Source organism: Chroococcidiopsis sp. CCALA 051 (assembly GCF_003015105.1).
Lineage (GTDB): Bacteria > Cyanobacteriota > Cyanobacteriia > Cyanobacteriales > Chroococcidiopsidaceae > Chroococcidiopsis > Chroococcidiopsis thermalis.
Genome location: NZ_PYCI01000137.1, coordinates 1 through 17152 on the forward strand (window position 1 = coordinate 1; position 17152 = coordinate 17152).

The window sequence follows — 17152 nt, forward strand, 5'->3', positions numbered from 1 at the left end:
GTCTCCCTTGTCCCCCTTGTCTTCCCCCTCTCCTTTGTCTCAAAGAAAACAGTACAACAGGTCATCCATCTTGTGGCACAATCGCACAGTCATCTCGAACCCTTATTTCGGTTAGCAGGCTATACTTTACTAACTTTATTTTTAATAGATTTACTAGCGATTCTGATTCCGTTAAATTTTACCAATCCTGTGTGGGAGTTTCAACTTGCAAATCAAATTGTAGAACGCGCACCCGTACCTATTTTAGGATTCATTTTTGTTTTAATTGGAGAATCTCAATTTCGGATATTTAAATTTTTGTCTTGGCTGAGTTTATTAGGAGGAGTTTTGTATTTTTTGCTCATCCCATTATCTATTAGCGCTATCGTCAGAATCGACCAACAAAGTTCCGGTCAAATTTCTACGAGATTGGAACAAATTCAGCAATTAAAAGAACAGATAAATAAAGCTCAAACTTCAACAGATGTATCGGCAATTTTAAGCCAACTCAATCCACAAGCTACTCCGCCAACAATAGAAAATCCAGAAGCAGTCAAACAGCAGTTGCTGGCTAGCTTGTCTCAGAACGAGCGATCGCTTCAAGCCCAAGCAGCTAGCCGCGAAAATAATCTTGGAACGCAAATCAAAAATACAATCAAAATATCCTTGGGAGCGCTCATCTCTGGAACTTTCTTTCTAGTTATTTGGCAGAAAACCCGCAAAATTGTCAATCGAAGTTAAAGGGAGCAGTGATCAGTAACCAGTAACCACGCACCACTTTCTTAGCAACTACCAACTACCAACTACCATCACCGCCAACTTTTCCAATAACAAATTTACTTGCCACTAAGCAGAAATTATGTTAATAAAGTCGAGATACAAGTTAAAGTAGCAGCCAGCAGCAAGGGTGATGAATTCATTCTGGAAATCGTCAGGAATATTACTGGGAATAAGCTTGGGGGCGATCGCGCCATTGCCAAACTCAAACTCAACGTTACAAATAGTTACGGCTCAGCCTTCTCAAGCTCTGCTAGAACTGGGTTTAACGCGAGCGACAATTGACCAAAACGATCGCGCGATCGCTCCAAATACTGCACCTCAAGACACTGTTCAAGACACTGTGACAACTCCCAGTCTGTGGTGGGCAAAAGAGCAGTTTGGTGGAGATTTGCTGAGTCATTGGCTGGCTTATCCCGCTCAACAAAATGGCGATTCAGGACGCATCGACTTGCAAGTAAAACGGCAAAATTGGAATTCTTTAGACTATATTCAACAATACGAGTTCGTGCATCATTTTGGTACTGATGCTATGGATCGCGGCTACAATCTGAGAGTTTTCAACGAGCAAAAGCAGCTTTTAGCTAGTTACACTTGTGACTTCACTGCTATTCCAACTCAATGTCAGATCGATCTTGATGCTAATAGTAAATCGATGATTCGTGGCGGAAGTCAGTTTGGGATGATGCGGTAATTGGTAGTTGGTAATGGGTAATGGGTAATTGGTAATTGGTCACTGGTCACTGGTAATTGGTCACTGGTAATTGGTCACTGCTCCCTGCTCCCTATCTGGTAAAACGCATAATTTCTCGCCCTAAAGTTAGCAACCCTGTCACGCCTAAAGAGACAAAAAAGACGTAAGGATACCAGTATTGGTGAATTTGTTGCTGGTGGGTAAGTTGAGGATGCAGGGTGTAAATAAACAAGGTTAGTAAAGCGATCGCCAGTGCGCCAAAACCAACAAAACTCAAGCCAACTAAGATTCTGGCTGGCTGTAACTCCACATCGCTAATCGCATCGAGATCGATTTCTGCTAACAAACTTAACGAGTCTTCCGCAACCTCTGAAGCCGATTCGATTTTAGCTGCTAATGGCTGCGATACAACTGGGACGATCGCGGCTACAGCTTGACGGCGGATTAATCCTTCCGTATCTCGTAATATTTCTAAAGGTTTGCGATCGGTAATTTCAATCGATTCGCGATCGCTGACTTGATACCTGACTTTCCGTCTAATAGGCTGGTATTTCGGCTCGAAGTCCATAAGACACGCTGAAAACTAAGCTGAAAAAAATAGAGACGTAACATGGCACGTCTCTACACTTTAGCTTTTAGGCAGTGTTTTTTTGTAATTCCTCTAATCGTGCTAGAACTTCCGTGCTGTGAATAGCAGGATTTACCTTCACAAAAGTTTCGCGTAAAATCCCATCTGGGTCGATGAGAAAACTATGACGCATCGAAACAACACCAATCCACGAACCGTATGCTTTACTCACTTCCCCTGTGGTATCTGCAAGCAGAGGGAATTTTAACCCTTCTGAATCGCAGAATTCAGCATGGGAATCGATAGAATCAGCACTCACGCCAATAATCTGAGCATTTTTGTCAATGTACTTGGGTAAGTCTTGCTGAAACCGCTTGGCTTCTAGGGTACAGCCTGCTGTAAAGTCCTTGGGATAAAAATAAAGTACGACCCACTGACCGCGCAAGTCGGAAAGGGAAACTTCTCCATCTCCCGTATTGGTAGGTAGGGTAAATTGCGGTGCGGGTTGGTTCACTGGTGGTAGTTTACCCCCAAGCGCTAAGGCTGGGGTAGCAAAATGACACCAAGCCAAAATAGACAAGCAACACGCAAAAACAGAGGTTAAAAAAGTACGACGAGATATCATGATGTCAACTGCAAGTCAGTTAACATAAGTTTACATTAGTCATCGCTGCGATCGGCATCCGCAGGCGAAGATGGTTCCACATGAGATGCAGGTGGTGATTCTGCTTCTGATGTGATGCTCTCAATATATTGACTATCGAGTAGAAAAGTACCGCGATCGAACCGGACGACCCAATATCCCCCAGGACGGCGATCCGTAACTATCCCTTCTTCCCGCAGACGAATTGTATCGGGAGGACGCAGCATCGGCATCGGCTCGGCGGTTTTAATGTAAGGTGGCAAGGCGATAACTCGGACTGTTTCGCCTATGGTGAATTCTTTTGTCATGAGCGAGTAGGGAGCAGGGAGCAGGGAGCAGGGAGCAGAGGAGCAGGGGAGCAACTACCAATTACCTATTACCCATTACCTATTACCAAATCCATTATGGAACTTGCCAGATTTTTTGATGATAGTCTACCGCATTAGCGTAAGGATCTACAGCTGGGTGGTGATGGTCGTGGTGATGATGGTGATGGTCGTGGTGATGATGGTCGTGGCTATGAGAATGCGTATCACCCGCTACAGCCGCTAGGCGGAATTTACACATCTCGCAATTCATCTGGACTTGACCTAAATGAGTTTCGATTTCTCTTTCTCTGAGAATGGTAAATAGGTGAGAATGCAGTCCTATTTCTGGCAAACAAGTAATTTCAGCTTGGGGATATTTCTGTTGCTGTTGAGCAGTGACATCGAAAATCTTTTTAACGAGCGTACCCGTGAAGAGAAAATGAGGTAGAACGACAATTCGTTTGGGTTGATAGAGTAAAGCGCGTTGGAAACCTACCTCTAAGCGCGGGTGCGTGATGCCGATAAAGCAGGTTTCTACGGTAGAATAGCCACTACCCTCCCAGAGAATGCGGGCGAGCTTGCAAGCGTCGCCATTAGCATCAGGATCGCTAGAACCGCGACCGACAAATAATAATACGGTATCTGCACGCTGAATTTGAGGATGGTCTATTTCTGCTAGACGCGATCGCCACAAATCGAGAATTCCGGGCGTAATCCCAAAATGCCGTCCGTAGTAAAATTTAAGCTGCGGATGTCTGGCTCTAGCGCGATCGAGTTCGTTGGTGACATCAAATTTATTATGCCGTGCGGCAAACAGCAAAATTGGCAGCACGGAAATTTCCGTAAAACCCTTCTCGACGCATCGATCTACTCCTTCCTGAATTGTTGGTTCTGTCAATTCCAGAAAGCAGGGGAGAACTGGTCTAGAGGTATCTAAAGCTTGGTATGCAGAGGCAAAACCAAGCAAGCTTTGCCGTCCAGCTTCATCTCTAGTTCCATGACCGATCAGTAATAGAGGACGCTGTAGCGGCAGAGGTGGTAATTGCAAAGAACTATCTTCCAACGGAGTTAAATGGCGATCGCTAAGCATTGAGATTTTAGCTCCTTTCCCGTGCAACGCAGGAAATAGCGTGAGCGGATAACAGCACAGGCATTCTGGCTTACTATTCGTCATCGGTCATCAGTCATTTGTCATTTGCAGTTAGAGCAACAAATAACAAGTAACAAATGACAAGTGACAAAATCGTTTACAGCTGCGGCACAGCCTCGGACTTACACCGATGTTTCCCTATGCTATTACAGTTCACTTGTGCCTAGATATCTTAACTGATTTGACCTACAACAAAAATACTGGGGGAGGGGGTATCAGTGACCAGTGACCAGTGACCAGTGACCAGCGACCAGTTATCAGGGAGCAGGGAGCAGTTGATTTTGACTTTTGAATTTTTTGACTTTTGACTTTCTTAGAGTTCGCCTCTTCGTCCCTTCCAGCCTCGTTCTTGTCTCATTTGCTGTAGTTGTTGTTGCTGTTGTGGGGTTAATACTGCATCAAACTGAGATTTGGCAGATTGACGAATTTGTTGCATTTTGGTTTTCTGCTCTGGAGTTAGGTTGAGAGAAGCTAACGCTTCGCGACGGCGTTGTCTGCTTTCTCTAACGGTTTTGAGTTGTTCCCGCTGTGCTGGTGTCATAACTGCTTCGATTTGGGTGCGAGTATTGCGACGGATTTCGGCAATTTTATCTCTTTGTTCCTGAGTTAGCCCCAGTTTTTCAAGTCGAGGTGGAATTTTATCTTGAGCTTGGGCTATTTGCAATCTTGGTGCAACGGGTTCAGCTTGAGCTGCTAGCGGTACGGTGGCAATACTCAAGGCGATCGCGCTGGCTAATAAAGGGATAAGTTTAAATTGCATGGTAGCGTTCTCTGGCGTTTCTAAGATTTGATATCACCATCATAAAAATCGAAAAACCGCGATCGCCTGTGGAGAAAGTAACGAATTTAACTATTACTTTAGTCATGATGGTCATTGGTCACTGGTCACTGGTCACTGGTCACTGACCACTGGGTGCAGTCCTGCGGTAGTCTAGATCGAGTGACTCAGATTTAAGCTATAAATGCTGCTTTAGTATGTCCTCTAACGCCTCACCCACGGTTTCCAGCCCTACCCGCACAATTCGCATCGGTTCGCGCAAGAGCCAATTGGCTTTAGTTCAAACTTATTGGGTGCAAGAACAACTGCAAAAAGCTTTTCCAGATCGCACTTTTGAAGTCCACACCATGTCTACTCAAGGGGATAAAATTCTCGACGTTGCCCTTGCCAAGATTGGTGATAAAGGGTTATTTACTAAAGAGTTAGAAGTGGGGATGCTCAATCAGGAAATTGATTTTGCCGTACATTCCCTGAAAGACTTGCCGACTCGCTTACCGGAAGGGTTGATGTTGGGAGCGGTCACAGAAAGAGAAAATCCGGCAGATGCTTTAGTATTACATTCTAAGTATAAAGATAAACAATTCGATACATTGCCAGAAGGAGCCGTCATCGGGACTTCCTCTTTACGCAGACTGGCACAACTACGCTATCACTTCCCCCACCTAGCATTTAAAGATGTGCGTGGTAACGTAATTACACGCCTGCAAAAACTCGATGCTGGAGAATATGATGCCCTAGTATTGGCAGTAGCGGGACTACAAAGACTAGGATTAGGCGATCGCGTCGATCGGGTCATTCCAGCAGAAATCTCCTTGCACGCTGTCGGACAGGGCGCTTTAGGAATAGAATGTCGTGCGGGTGACGAAGAAGTCTTATCTTTAATTAAGGCGATCGAAGACGTACCCACACGCGATCGCGCTCTTGCAGAACGCGCCTTTTTGCGGGAATTAGAAGGTGGCTGTCAAGTACCTATTGGCGTTAACACTAGCCTTGAGGGAGATGTGCTAACTCTCACGGGTATGGTAGCTAGTTTAGACGGGCAAAGATTGGTTAAAGATACCGTAACTGGTGCGCCTACAGAGGCAGAAAAGCTTGGCATCGAATTAGCCCAACGCCTTCGTCAACAAGGAGCGCAAGAGATACTAGCCGAAATCTTCGCGCAAATTCAACGCGGACAGGTATTGTAGAGACGTTACGTATAGAGACGTTACATGTAACGTCTCTATACAGAGCGACCTTTACCAATCTACTCACCACTCACTACTCACTAAACATGCGAATTTTGTTTGTTGCCGCAGAAGCAGCGCCAGTCGCCAAAGTTGGCGGAATGGGCGATGTCGTCGGAGCGTTACCGAAAATTCTTAGAGAAATGGGGCATGACGTGCGAATTTTTCTGCCCTATTATGGCTTTCTACCAGACAAAATGGAGATTCCCCAAGATCCAATCTGGTCTGGAGCTGCCATGTTTCAGGATTTTAAGGTTTACGAAGCCGTGCTGCCTGGAACTGATGTCCCCTTGTATTTATTCGGGCATCCGGCATTTGCACCCCGTCGCATTTATTCTGGGGAAGACGAACACTGGCGTTTCACTTTGTTTGCTAACGGCGCAGCAGAATTTTGCTGGAACTATTGGAAACCCGATATTGTCCACTGTCACGATTGGCATACAGGGATGATTCCCGTGTGGATGCACCAATCGCCTGATATTACCAGCGTATTTACAATTCATAACTTGGCTTATCAAGGTCCCTGGCGCTGGTATTTAGAGAAGATTACGTGGTGTCCTTGGTACATGCAAGGACATAATACAATGGCAGCGGCGGTGCAATTTGCCGATCGCGTGAATACAGTTTCTCCAACTTATGCCAAACAGATTCAAACGGCAGCTTATGGCGAAACTCTCGAAGGTTTAATGTCTTTTATTAGCGGTAAATTATGGGGTATTGTTAACGGAATTGATGTTGATGTTTACAACCCAGAAAACGATAAATATATTGCTAAATCTTTTACAACTGCAACGCTAGAAAACCGAAGACCAAATAAAGTTGCCATTCAAGAAGAAGTGGGTTTAGAAGTTAACTCTAAAGCCTTTTTAGTGGGAATGGTGACGCGGTTAGTAGAACAGAAAGGCATCGATTTAGCAATCCAAATTTTGGATCGATTTCTATCGTATACCGATGCCCAAATTATTATTTTAGGCACGGGCGATCGCTACTACGAAACTCAATTATGGCAAATGGCATCGCGTTTTCCCGGGCGGATGGCAACGTATTTACTCTACAATGATGCCCTTGCCCGTCGTATTTATGCTGGTAGCGATGCCTTCTTGATGCCAAGTCGATTTGAACCCTGCGGTATCAGTCAAATGATGGCGTTGCGTTACGGTTGCGTGCCGATTGTGCGTCGTACTGGCGGCTTAGTTGATACCGTAAGTCCCCACGATCCTGAAAATAATGTCGGTACGGGTTATTGTTTCGATCGCTACGAACCCTTAGACCTTTATACCTGTATGGTACGTGCGTGGGAAGGATTTCACTACAAACCCAACTGGCAAAATTTACAACAACGGGGAATGCAACAAGACTTCAGTTGGTATCAGTCGGCAAAAGAATACGTGAAAATGTATAACTCCATGTACGGTACTACTGAGGAAGTAGAAACACCCCAACCGCAAATAGAAGAATTAATTCCCAAATAATTGATTGGAATAAACATCCATTGTAGGGGCGGGTTCACTAGAAATATTTCCTCACAGCTCACAATCTCAATAAACCCGCCCCGTCGATGTCATGTATTAATCGATCCATCCTGACCAAAATAGTAAAAGCGTCAGCGATCGCAGGTGATATGTTTACGTAGATCGGTGGTGGGCATTGCCCACCCTACTATAAAAGCTATTACCGACTACCAACCACCAACTACCAACTACCTACTCTTCCTTCTCTGGCTTTACCCCTCTACCTTCCATCGGAGTAACTAACACTTTATCTACTCGATTACCATCCATATCCATCACTTCAAACTGCAATAATTCCCATGCAAAACTATCTGTAGCAGCAGGAATGCGACCGAGATGAGTAATCACAAAACCGCCTAAAGTTTGATAACTACCTCTATGTTCTTTGGGAATTCCTTCAATATCAAAAATTTCAAAAAATTCATCTACAGGTAACATCCCATCCAACAACCAAGAACCATCTTCCCGTTGCACTGCCATTGGTTCTTCTAAGTCACCTGCATTAGGGACATCACCGACAATTTCCACCATGATGTCATTCAGCGTCACCAATCCTTGAATCACGCCGTATTCGTCTACCACCAATGCCATGTGAATGCCCGTTTGCTTAAATAATTCTAAGATTTTTAATCCCCTAGTACTTTCGGGAACAAATATGGGTTGTCGCAACGATACGGTAAGGTCGAGGGCTTGACCGGACAAACAACGCTCTAACATATCGGTAACGTGACTAATTCCCAGAACGTTATCTAAACCCTCCTGACAAACTGGAAAGCGGGAATGACAGCTATCGAGAATTTTTTGGCGATTTTCTTCAGGGGTGTCCTCCAAGTCCAGCCAAACAATATCAGGACGTGGTGTCATCAAAGCACTAACGGGGCGATCGCCTAACCGAAATACCCGTTCTACCATATCCTGTTCGGCAGCCTCAAACGTCCCCGCTTCCGTACCCTGCTCGATTAAAACGCGAATTTCTTCTTCTGTCACTTGCGGATCTGTCGAAGGTCTAATCCCCAATAGCCGCACGACAAGATCGGTTGAGGCACTGAGCAAATAAACTATAGGAGCAGCAAGCCTTGCCAAAAACCGCAACGGCATAGCAACAACAGTTGCAATCTTTTCTGGGTAATTGAGCGCTAATTGTTTGGGTACGAGTTCCCCAATAATTAGCGTTAAATAAGTAACGAGTAAAACAGCACTTACAGAGGCGATCGCGCTGTTGTATGCCGCAAGTCCAGGTACTAAACTCACAAGTGGAGCCAGCCTAGTTGCTACAGCCGATTCTGCAAAAGCACCAGATAAAATTGCTAGTAGCGTAATGCCAATTTGCACGCTAGCTAGAAACTGATTGGGAGCATTCGCCAGGTCTAGAGCTACACGAGCTTTTTTATCCCCCTGGTTAGCCAGACTTTGTAGCCTTACCTTCCTTGCCGAGACGATCGCGAGTTCCGACATCACAAAGATGCCATTGGCAAATATCAGTAGGAGAATCGTCAGAACTTCAAGAGAAATGGAGGACATTAGTTTTAATTGTTGCTGCTACTCTGGGCAAGCGGTGCTGAATGTTGGCTACCTATTATCCAGTATCGGAGATCTTTTCATCTCCAGTTTCTCGCTTCCAGGTCATGATGCAACAATTTTTCATAGAATCTCAATTGGATGGAGGAGTAGTATAAGTAACTATACTTAGTTAGGGAGCAGGGGGAAGAGAGAGTCGCCCAGATGTAGGGCGTAGACGCGAAGCGGCTTCTCGAAGAATAGCCCTTCTCGGAGAATGGGGGCTGAGGGAGAGTCGCGGAGCAACTACCAACTACCAACCACCAACTACCAACTACCGATTACCCTTCCCCCTATTGTGGTTGAGAATTTTAGAATGGAGAAATAGCATCTATCCCGTTGCAACTTTCCGTCTGCTGTAGCTAATAACTTATGGCTTTTTCTTCTATCGTGCGTGCCTTAGGGCGATCGCCACTGTCAACCGAACTCATATCTAAACTCAATCGCCAGCAGGTTTGTTCTCTCAATGGCGTTTCGCGCTTGCCTAAAGGATTGGTGGCTTCGGCTTTAGCACAAGCACAACAGCGTCACCTACTCGTTATCTGCGCCACTCTGGAAGAAGCCGGACGCTGGACAGCTCAACTCGAATCGATGGGATGGGATCGAGTCCATTTTTACCCAACCTCAGAAGCATCGCCCTACGAACCCTTCGACCCCGAAACCGAAATGACTTGGGGACAGATGCAGGTGTTGGCAGATTTGATTGAGGAAACGGGAGGAATGCGGGACAAGGGGGACAAGGGAGACAAGGGGGACAAGGAAGCGTCGCCCTCACTCCTCACTCCTCGCTCCTCACCCCTCATTGCGATCGTCGCCACAGAAAGAGCCTTGCAACCCCACTTACCACCAGCAGACGTGTTTCAACCTTATTGTCTGACAATTAATAAGGGGATGGAATTCGATCTAGGTGACTTTGGCGATCGCCTTGCAGCAATGGGTTACGATCGCGTACCCACGGTAGAAACCGAAGGACAATGGAGCAGGCGCGGCGATATCGTTGACGTGTTTCCCGTCTCTTCCGAATTGCCCGTGCGGTTGGAGTGGTTTGGCGATGAAATCGAACAAATTCGCGAGTTCGACCCAGCGACTCAACGCAGTTCTGTAGGTGGCACGGCACTTGACAAGATATCACAAGTCGTGCTTACGCCAACCAATTTTGCTCCCATCGTTAAAGCAGCACTAACGGAGGAACAAACAGAAATTGTTAAAACCTACCTTTCCCCAGAAGAACGAGAACTATTCGACGCAGGAAATGACCCAGAAGGTAGCCGCCGCTTTCTGGGTTTAGCTTTCCCCCAACCCGCATCCCTGCTTGACTATTTACCCAAAGATACGATTATCACCATTGACGAACTAGAACTATGTCAAGCACACAGCGATCGCTGGGTGGAGAACTCTGAAGAACAATGGCAACAATTGGGAATTCGGAATTCGGAATTCGGAATTCGGAATTCGGAGTTCGGAGTTGACTTACCAACTACCAATTACCAATTACCAAGAGTTCACAGAACATTTGAAGACTCTTTAGCAACAGCCCAAGGATTTCAAGAATTATATTTATCGGAATTAGCAGTTGAAGAAAGCCCCTCAGCTAATTCTGCTTATGTGACTCCCCTCAATCTTGCCAGTCGTTCGATTCCCGTTACGCCTCATGCGTTTGGGAAGTTAGCAGAGACAATTCGACAAGAACGCGATCGCGGTTTTTCAACTTGGCTGATTTCGGCTCAACCATCCCGTTCTGTCTCCCTATTGCAAGAACACGATTGTCCCGCCCAATTTATCCCCAATCCTCGCGATTTTCAGGCGATCGATAAATTGCAACTTCAGCGTACACCTGTGGCGTTGAAATATTCGGGGGTAGCAGAATTAGAAGGTTTTATTCTGCCTACATTTCGTCTGATGGTGGTGACTGACCGCGAATTCTACGGTCAGCACAGCCTCGCTACCCCTAGCTACATCCGCAAGCGCCGCCGCGCCGCCTCGAAGCAAGTCGATCCGAATAAGTTGCGTCCGGGGGATTTTGTCGTTCACCGGAATCACGGGATCGGCAAGTTTTTGCGGCTGGAAAGTCTGACGATCGATCGCGAAACGCGAGAATATTTAGTCGTGCAATATGCCGATGGTTTGTTGCGCGTCGCCGCCGATCAACTCGGTTCGTTGTCTAGGTTTCGCGCCACCGACAGCAAGCCGCCAGAACTGAACAAAATGTCGAGTAAGGCGTGGGCAAACACGAAAAACCGTGCCAGAAAAGCAATTAAAAAACTAGCGGTGGATCTGCTGCAATTATATGCTCAGCGATCGCAACAATCGGGTTATGCTTATCCAATTGATTCTCCTTGGCAGGTAGAATTAGAAGATTCTTTCCCCTATCAACCGACAACCGACCAACTCAAAGCGACTCAAGATGTCAAGCGCGACATGGAGAGCGATCGCCCGATGGATCGTTTAGTCTGTGGCGATGTGGGTTTTGGTAAGACTGAAGTAGCAATTCGCGCTGTTTTCAAAGCTGTCACAGCAGGTAAGCAAGTAGCTTTCCTTGCCCCTACCACCATTCTGACGCAACAGCACTATCACACGTTAAAAGAACGCTTTGCCCCTTATCCGGTAAACGTCGGCTTACTCAACCGCTTTCGGAGTGCCGAGGAACGAAAAGATCTACTCAAGCGATTGGCGACGGGTGAATTAGATATTGTGGTCGGGACGCACCAACTACTGGGTAAAGGTGTCAGCTTCCGCGATTTGGGACTATTGATAATCGACGAAGAACAAAGATTTGGGGTCAATCAGAAAGAAAAAATTAAAGCTTTGAAAACTCAGTTAGACGTGCTAACTCTTTCTGCGACTCCCATTCCCCGCACCTTGTATATGTCATTGTCGGGAATTCGGGAGATGAGTCTGATTACTACGCCGCCTCCCTCCCGCCGACCGATCAAAACTCACCTCGCACCTTACGATACTGAATCAATTCGTAGCGCCATTCGTCAAGAACTCGATCGCGGCGGACAAGTTTTTTATGTCGTTCCGCGTGTGGAAGGAATTGAAGAGACAGCAGCGACTTTAAGAGAAATTGTTGGCGGGGCGAGAATTGCTGTCGGACACGGACAATTGGATGAAAACCAATTAGAATCAACAATGCTTTCCTTTAGTAATGGGGAAGCCGATATTTTGGTTTGCACGACAATTATTGAATCGGGCTTAGATATCCCGCGTGTGAATACAATTCTAATTGAAGATGCTCACCGCTTCGGTTTATCCCAACTCTACCAGTTGCGGGGGCGTGTCGGACGGGCGGGAATTCAGGCTCATGCCTGGTTGTTTTATCCCAAACAACGGGCGCTATCCGATACCGCAAGGCAGCGTTTGCGGGCAATTCAAGAATTCACCCAACTCGGTTCTGGCTATCACTTGGCAATGCGCGATATGGAAATTCGCGGTGTGGGAAATTTGTTAGGCGTAGAACAATCCGGTCAAATGGATGCAATTGGTTTCGACCTGTATATGGAAATGTTAGAAGAAGCCTTGCGCGAAATTCGCGGTCAGGAAATTCCGCAAGTGGAAGATACGCAAATCGATTTGAATTTGACAGCGTTTATTCCCACAGATTACATTACCGATTTAGACCAGAAGATGAGTGCATATCGGGCTGTAGCAGCGGCAAAAACTAAGGAAGAGTTAATCCAACTTGCCGCAGATTGGAGCGATCGCTACGGGGCAATTCCCACTGGGGCAACTCAATTATTGCGCGTCATGGAATTAAAACAACTCGCGAGAAAATTAGGATTTAGCCGCATCAAACCCGAAGGTAAACAGCACGTAGTTTTAGAAACTGCGATGGAAGAACCAGCTTGGAATTTGATGATTGCCAACTTACCTGATAGTTTGCGATCGCGCTTTGTTTACTCGCCTGGTAAAGTCACCGTGCGCGGTTTAGCAGTTCTCAAAACGGAACAACAATTGCAAACTTTAATTGATGCTTTGAGCAAGATGCAAGGTGCAGTTCCAGAAACGGTAATGGTTTAATGGGTAATGAGTCATTTGTAGGGGCGGGTTTATCGCGGGACTCTGGCATATATGGCAGTTCTAAATGATTTGTAAAGTAGGCTTCTAGCCTGCCGCAGGCTAGAAGCCTGCTCCATGTTCATGAATCAAATAGGATTGCTATACGAACAGCTAGATGAAAAACCCACTCTACGCTTTGATTTCCTCCACCTAAATTGCCATACGTGCATATTGGTTAGTAATCTACCGTATAAACATATCGATCGCTTGTAGAACAGAAAAATTTGTAGTCTTCAGTTTGGCAAGCGATAACTTCGTTGAGCAACGCTTACGCAGTATTTAAACACGATTTTAGTATTTTTACTTACAAAATATGGCTCGAAGAAAATTTAGTATTCTTTGAGACAATTTTGCCATTTTGTTAATAAATTGAAACTTTTTGTAATGAAGTTAACAGCAGTTTTAAAAATCCAAATTATACTATAAATATGGATTGTTTCTATAAGCAGAAACGATCGGGATCGAAAATAAAGGATTAGTTTTCTATGCAAAAAGTACTAAATTCAAAAAAATTAGGCTACGACTTATTATTTACATTACAAAAGGCAAATTTTATCAACTTAGAAGAGTTGCAGCGCTTTTTCCAAGATTTGCCAGTAGATCCATACATTAAGGGTAACTATCGCCGCCGCCGTTTATCCCGTTTTAGCATAACAGACGGAAAAGTGGTGAAATTACCTCACGGTCGCTTATTTCAAAGCAAAGAATATAATCCTGTAGTAGGAGATATTCAAAGAGAGTTCCATGAAATTGATGATGCTCTGGTAGTGCATGAAGATTTTACAAGATTGCTGTTTGCCTTTAATGATGCTTGTAAATTGTATTCTGACTCTCGGGAAATTGGCGTGCATCAAATTAGAACAACTTGTTCGGCAACCAATTTTGGCAATCCAGCACCAGAGGGAATTCACCGTGATGGGACAGATCTGATTGCGATCTTTTCTATCGGACGTAATAACGTTCAAGGTGGAGAGACGCACTTATACAGATCTAAAAAGGAAAGTCCTGTGTTTAATAAAACCCTCAACCCCGGAGAACTTTTGCTACTTAACGATCGCGAATTTTTCCATTACACGACTCCCGTTAAACCTCTAAATGCTGAGACCGATGGAACCAGAGACGTGTTTGTATTAACTTGTCCGAGTCTGCTGTCGTAGTCGTTGTCACTTGTAGGGGCACACAGATGTGCGCCCTTACCACAACCTACACCCTACGTCCTATTTCAAGTTAAAGATCGAGGCAGAGGCATTCCAGCAGATAAGTTAGAAACAATCTTCGGACAATTCCAACAAGTCGATGTTTCTGATTCCTGTCAAAAAGGAGGCACGGGTTTAGGTTTAGCCATCTGTCGCAGTATCATCCGCCAACATGGAGGGCAAATCTGGGCAGAAAGCATCTTAGGCGAAGGCAGGGCTTTTTACTTCACCTTGCTGTTAGCGCTCAAGCAGAAATGAGAAAGTTAAAACAACAGCATTCTTAAAATTGGGCAGTAAAATAATCAGATTCTCTACTTAGATGAAAGTCGATTTAAGCTAAGCTTAAATCGACTTTCGCGGATTTTTTTGAGTTGGAATAACTTGCCGATCTCGACTTTACTAATTTTACATAAACCTTGGATTTATTTAACAAATTTTTGGTTTGCTCCACATGTTTTTGAAATTGCGTTACGTTTGCCTCGGTTCTTGTTTGATGCGCTTGCAAATTCTGAGATACACTCGTTAGACTATCAGATTGCTGCGGCAATTCTGTTAATTTCCGAGCTACTTTCTCTTGAAATTGCATGAAATTAGCTTTATTACCAATAAACTGAAATCCAAGCTTGTTGAATTGAAAACCAAGTTGCTGTGAATGAGCTTTTAATTCTTTTGAATCATTTAAGATTTGCTGAGCTACCATATCTGGCAAAATAGCTGTGTTGGCGATCGCCTCTTCTACCTCCGGTTTCTTTGCTGGGATGGCGCGACCGGAAGTAGCATTGAATAGTGCAGCTAAAGACTCGCTGACTGGAACTTGCCGATCGAGTGCTTCACCTTGGTAATCTTTTGCTGGGGTAATCTCTTGCTGCTGTGGGGCGAGTGCGCGGCACAATTCTCTGTTTGTTTGTTCTAATTCTTGCTCTAGAGCTTGTATTTGTTGCTGCTTATGAAGTAACTCTGCTCCTAGATGTTCTACCATTCGATGTAAAGACTCCATCTGTTCGCGGAGAATCTCTACTTGTTCGCGGAGAATCTCTACCCCTTCTGAAGTAGATATTGATGATAGTTTTATGTCTGTATCGATTGAATGCTCTATATCAAATGCAGCCATAGTTACATTCTATCTGCCTTAAGGCTTGGTTTAGTACAACTGTCTTAGTCTAAGCGATCGCTAGATAATTTAGCATTATCTTCCTTGTACGGGCTACTATCAGACGAATAGGATTTACAACTAATGGATTTACAAGTTCTGAGTTATTCTGACTCCTTTTTACAATGTTGACATTTGAGTTATTCATGCAGAATTACAACGATGAAATAACTGAAAAATTTAAATGCGATCGCACTATTTACTAGTCTGAGATCGAGTTAATAATTACGGAATAACATTAAATTTTATTGACGATCGCTCAAATGATGAAACAGACAATAGCACTATTTACCTTAGTCCTGGCTCAATCACTGTCGGCAGACGTTACAGGTAACGCTTCTACCCACGCTTCTACAATTCATGCTAGTGCTGCCACAGTCCAGCTCGTACCTGCTAATATACAACAAAAATCCGATCGCTTGGGTTGGGACGAACAGATTTGGGGTCAAGGTAAAAAAGGCGATCGCCAAGCTTTACTCAAAGCGATCGATAACAGTTTGCGATATTTGCGATCGCCGCAAGCAATTGCAGCTTATCAACAGTATCCCCTACGCGAGATTACCCGCGATCGCGTCTGGCGTAGTTTAGTGCGATTTCGCCAGTTGGTGATTAACTCCCACTCTCCAGAACAACTACAAGCCGCCGTTCAGCAAGAATTTGAACTGTATCAATTTCCGGCACAAGACGGTAAGAGTGAGGTACTATTTACTGCATACTACGAGCCGATCTATCCTGCTAGCCGCGTTAAAACGGCTGAATATCGCTATCCTCTTTATCGACTCCCACCCGACTTTGCTTCGTGGACTGAACCCCATCCTACCAGAGCTGAATTAGAAGGCGAGAACGGTTTATTGGGAACGAAAAGTCGGCTGCACGGACGAGAACTGGTTTGGTTGCGCGATCGCCTAGAAGCCTTTCTGGTTCACATCCAAGGCTCGGCACGCCTGCACCTGACAGATGGTAGTATCATGACTGTCGGTTATGCCGGAAAAACTGAGTTCCCTTATACCAGTATTGGCAAAGAACTGATTAAAGATGGCAAACTTCCCGCCGATGGGTTAACTCTACCTGCTGTATTGCAATACTTTCGCCAACACCCGGCAGAATTAAATACATATCTACCCCGCTATCGTACATTTGTCTTTTTTCAACCCACAAACAACGCTGCACCTCACGGATATCTGGGAGTACCAGTCACAGCCGAGCGATCGATCGCCACAGATAAATCACTTACGCCGCCTGGTGCTTTAGCGCTGATTCATACTCAAATTCCTTATTTCGATCGGCAAGGACAGCTAGAACAGCGTACTGTTAGCCGCTACGTCCTCAATCAAGACACGGGTAGCGCCATCAAAGGAGCGGGTAGAGTCGATTACTTTATGGGAACAGGCGATCTAGCCGCAAAGCGTGCTGGAGTTACAGTCAGTAACGGACAACTTTATTATTTGTTGTTAAAGGGAGCAGGGAGCAGGGAGCAGGGAGCAGGGAGCAGTTATCAGTGACTCCTGACTCCTGAGCAGTTAACAATCCACTACACCTGTCTCTTATACACATCT

15 protein-coding genes, 1 pseudogene and 1 riboswitch are annotated in these 17152 nt (G+C 45.2%); of the genes and pseudogenes, 8 read left to right on the top strand and 8 right to left on the bottom strand.

All coding sequences use genetic code 11. The features are described 5' to 3' along the window. Positions 1–720, top strand: a 720-nt coding sequence (locus C7Y66_RS24945) for an HpsJ family protein (RefSeq protein ID WP_106547657.1), incomplete at its 5' end; no start/stop codon positions are given. Between the two features lie 169 nt (positions 721–889). Beyond that, positions 890–1450: a hypothetical protein gene (locus C7Y66_RS24950; protein WP_146149870.1), complete on the top strand. Its 561-nt coding sequence runs from the start codon at positions 890–892 to the stop codon at positions 1448–1450. A gap of 91 nt (positions 1451–1541) precedes the next feature. Here the strand turns inward: C7Y66_RS24950 and C7Y66_RS24955 are convergent, their stop codons facing one another. The 6 genes from C7Y66_RS24955 to C7Y66_RS33105 all read right to left on the bottom strand — a co-directional run bounded on the left by C7Y66_RS24955 (position 1542) and on the right by C7Y66_RS33105 (position 4994). After that, on the bottom strand, positions 1542–2018 hold the full coding sequence (locus C7Y66_RS24955) for a hypothetical protein (protein ID WP_106547646.1): 477 nt from the start codon (positions 2016–2018) through the stop codon (positions 1542–1544). 67 nt (positions 2019–2085) lie between these two features. Next, on the bottom strand, positions 2086–2643 hold the full coding sequence (locus C7Y66_RS24960) for a peroxiredoxin (protein WP_106547647.1): 558 nt from the start codon (positions 2641–2643) through the stop codon (positions 2086–2088). A gap of 35 nt (positions 2644–2678) precedes the next feature. Beyond that, complete coding sequence (gene sipA, locus C7Y66_RS24965) at positions 2679–2969, bottom strand: regulatory protein SipA (RefSeq protein WP_106547648.1); 291 nt, start codon at positions 2967–2969, stop codon at positions 2679–2681. A 94-nt stretch (positions 2970–3063) separates the two neighbouring features. Then, the gene (locus C7Y66_RS24970; RefSeq protein ID WP_106547649.1) at positions 3064–4059 is read right to left on the bottom strand and encodes a sirohydrochlorin chelatase; all 996 of its coding nucleotides are present in this window, start codon (positions 4057–4059) and stop codon (positions 3064–3066) included. A 37-nt stretch (positions 4060–4096) separates the two neighbouring features. Next, positions 4097–4299: riboswitch (cobalamin riboswitch) on the bottom strand. 133 nt (positions 4300–4432) lie between these two features. Beyond that, positions 4433–4879, bottom strand: a complete 447-nt coding sequence (locus C7Y66_RS24975; protein ID WP_106547650.1) for a Spy/CpxP family protein refolding chaperone — start codon at positions 4877–4879, stop codon at positions 4433–4435. Continuing rightward, positions 4869–4994, bottom strand: coding sequence for a hypothetical protein (locus C7Y66_RS33105; RefSeq protein WP_255410053.1), 126 nt, complete (start codon positions 4992–4994; stop codon positions 4869–4871). The genes C7Y66_RS24975 and C7Y66_RS33105 overlap by 11 nt, the downstream gene beginning before the upstream one ends. Before the next feature lie 100 nt (positions 4995–5094). On the opposite strand from C7Y66_RS33105, the gene hemC reads away from it, so the two are divergent. Together hemC and glgA are read left to right on the top strand one after the other, a co-directional pair. After that, on the top strand, positions 5095–6084 hold the full coding sequence (gene hemC, locus C7Y66_RS24980) for a hydroxymethylbilane synthase (protein WP_106547651.1): 990 nt from the start codon (positions 5095–5097) through the stop codon (positions 6082–6084). An 86-nt stretch (positions 6085–6170) separates the two neighbouring features. Next, the gene (glgA, locus tag C7Y66_RS24985; protein ID WP_106547652.1) at positions 6171–7595 is read left to right on the top strand and encodes a glycogen synthase GlgA; all 1425 of its coding nucleotides are present in this window, start codon (positions 6171–6173) and stop codon (positions 7593–7595) included. 231 nt (positions 7596–7826) lie between these two features. Here the strand turns inward: glgA and C7Y66_RS24990 are convergent, their stop codons facing one another. After that, positions 7827–9155 (bottom strand): hemolysin family protein, encoded by a 1329-nt coding sequence (locus C7Y66_RS24990; RefSeq protein WP_015155018.1) that lies wholly within the window; start codon positions 9153–9155, stop codon positions 7827–7829. Between the two features lie 408 nt (positions 9156–9563). On the opposite strand from C7Y66_RS24990, the gene mfd reads away from it, so the two are divergent. The 3 genes and pseudogenes from mfd to C7Y66_RS25005 form a co-directional block, all read left to right on the top strand. Beyond that, positions 9564–13211, top strand: coding sequence for a transcription-repair coupling factor (gene mfd, locus C7Y66_RS24995; protein ID WP_106547653.1), 3648 nt, complete (start codon positions 9564–9566; stop codon positions 13209–13211). A 524-nt stretch (positions 13212–13735) separates the two neighbouring features. Next, positions 13736–14407, top strand: a complete 672-nt coding sequence (locus tag C7Y66_RS25000) for a 2OG-Fe dioxygenase family protein (RefSeq protein WP_106547654.1) — start codon at positions 13736–13738, stop codon at positions 14405–14407. Between the two features lie 54 nt (positions 14408–14461). After that, positions 14462–14704: pseudogene (locus C7Y66_RS25005) on the top strand (ATP-binding protein); the annotation flags it as partial. A gap of 73 nt (positions 14705–14777) precedes the next feature. Here the strand turns inward: C7Y66_RS25005 and C7Y66_RS25010 are convergent. Then, positions 14778–15557: a hypothetical protein gene (locus tag C7Y66_RS25010; protein WP_106547655.1), complete on the bottom strand. Its 780-nt coding sequence runs from the start codon at positions 15555–15557 to the stop codon at positions 14778–14780. 305 nt (positions 15558–15862) lie between these two features. Here C7Y66_RS25010 and C7Y66_RS25015 point away from each other — a divergent pair, with 305 nt between their 5' ends. Next, positions 15863–17098 (top strand): murein transglycosylase A, encoded by a 1236-nt coding sequence (locus tag C7Y66_RS25015; RefSeq protein ID WP_106547656.1) that lies wholly within the window; start codon positions 15863–15865, stop codon positions 17096–17098. The last annotated feature ends 54 nt before the right edge of the window (positions 17099–17152 follow it).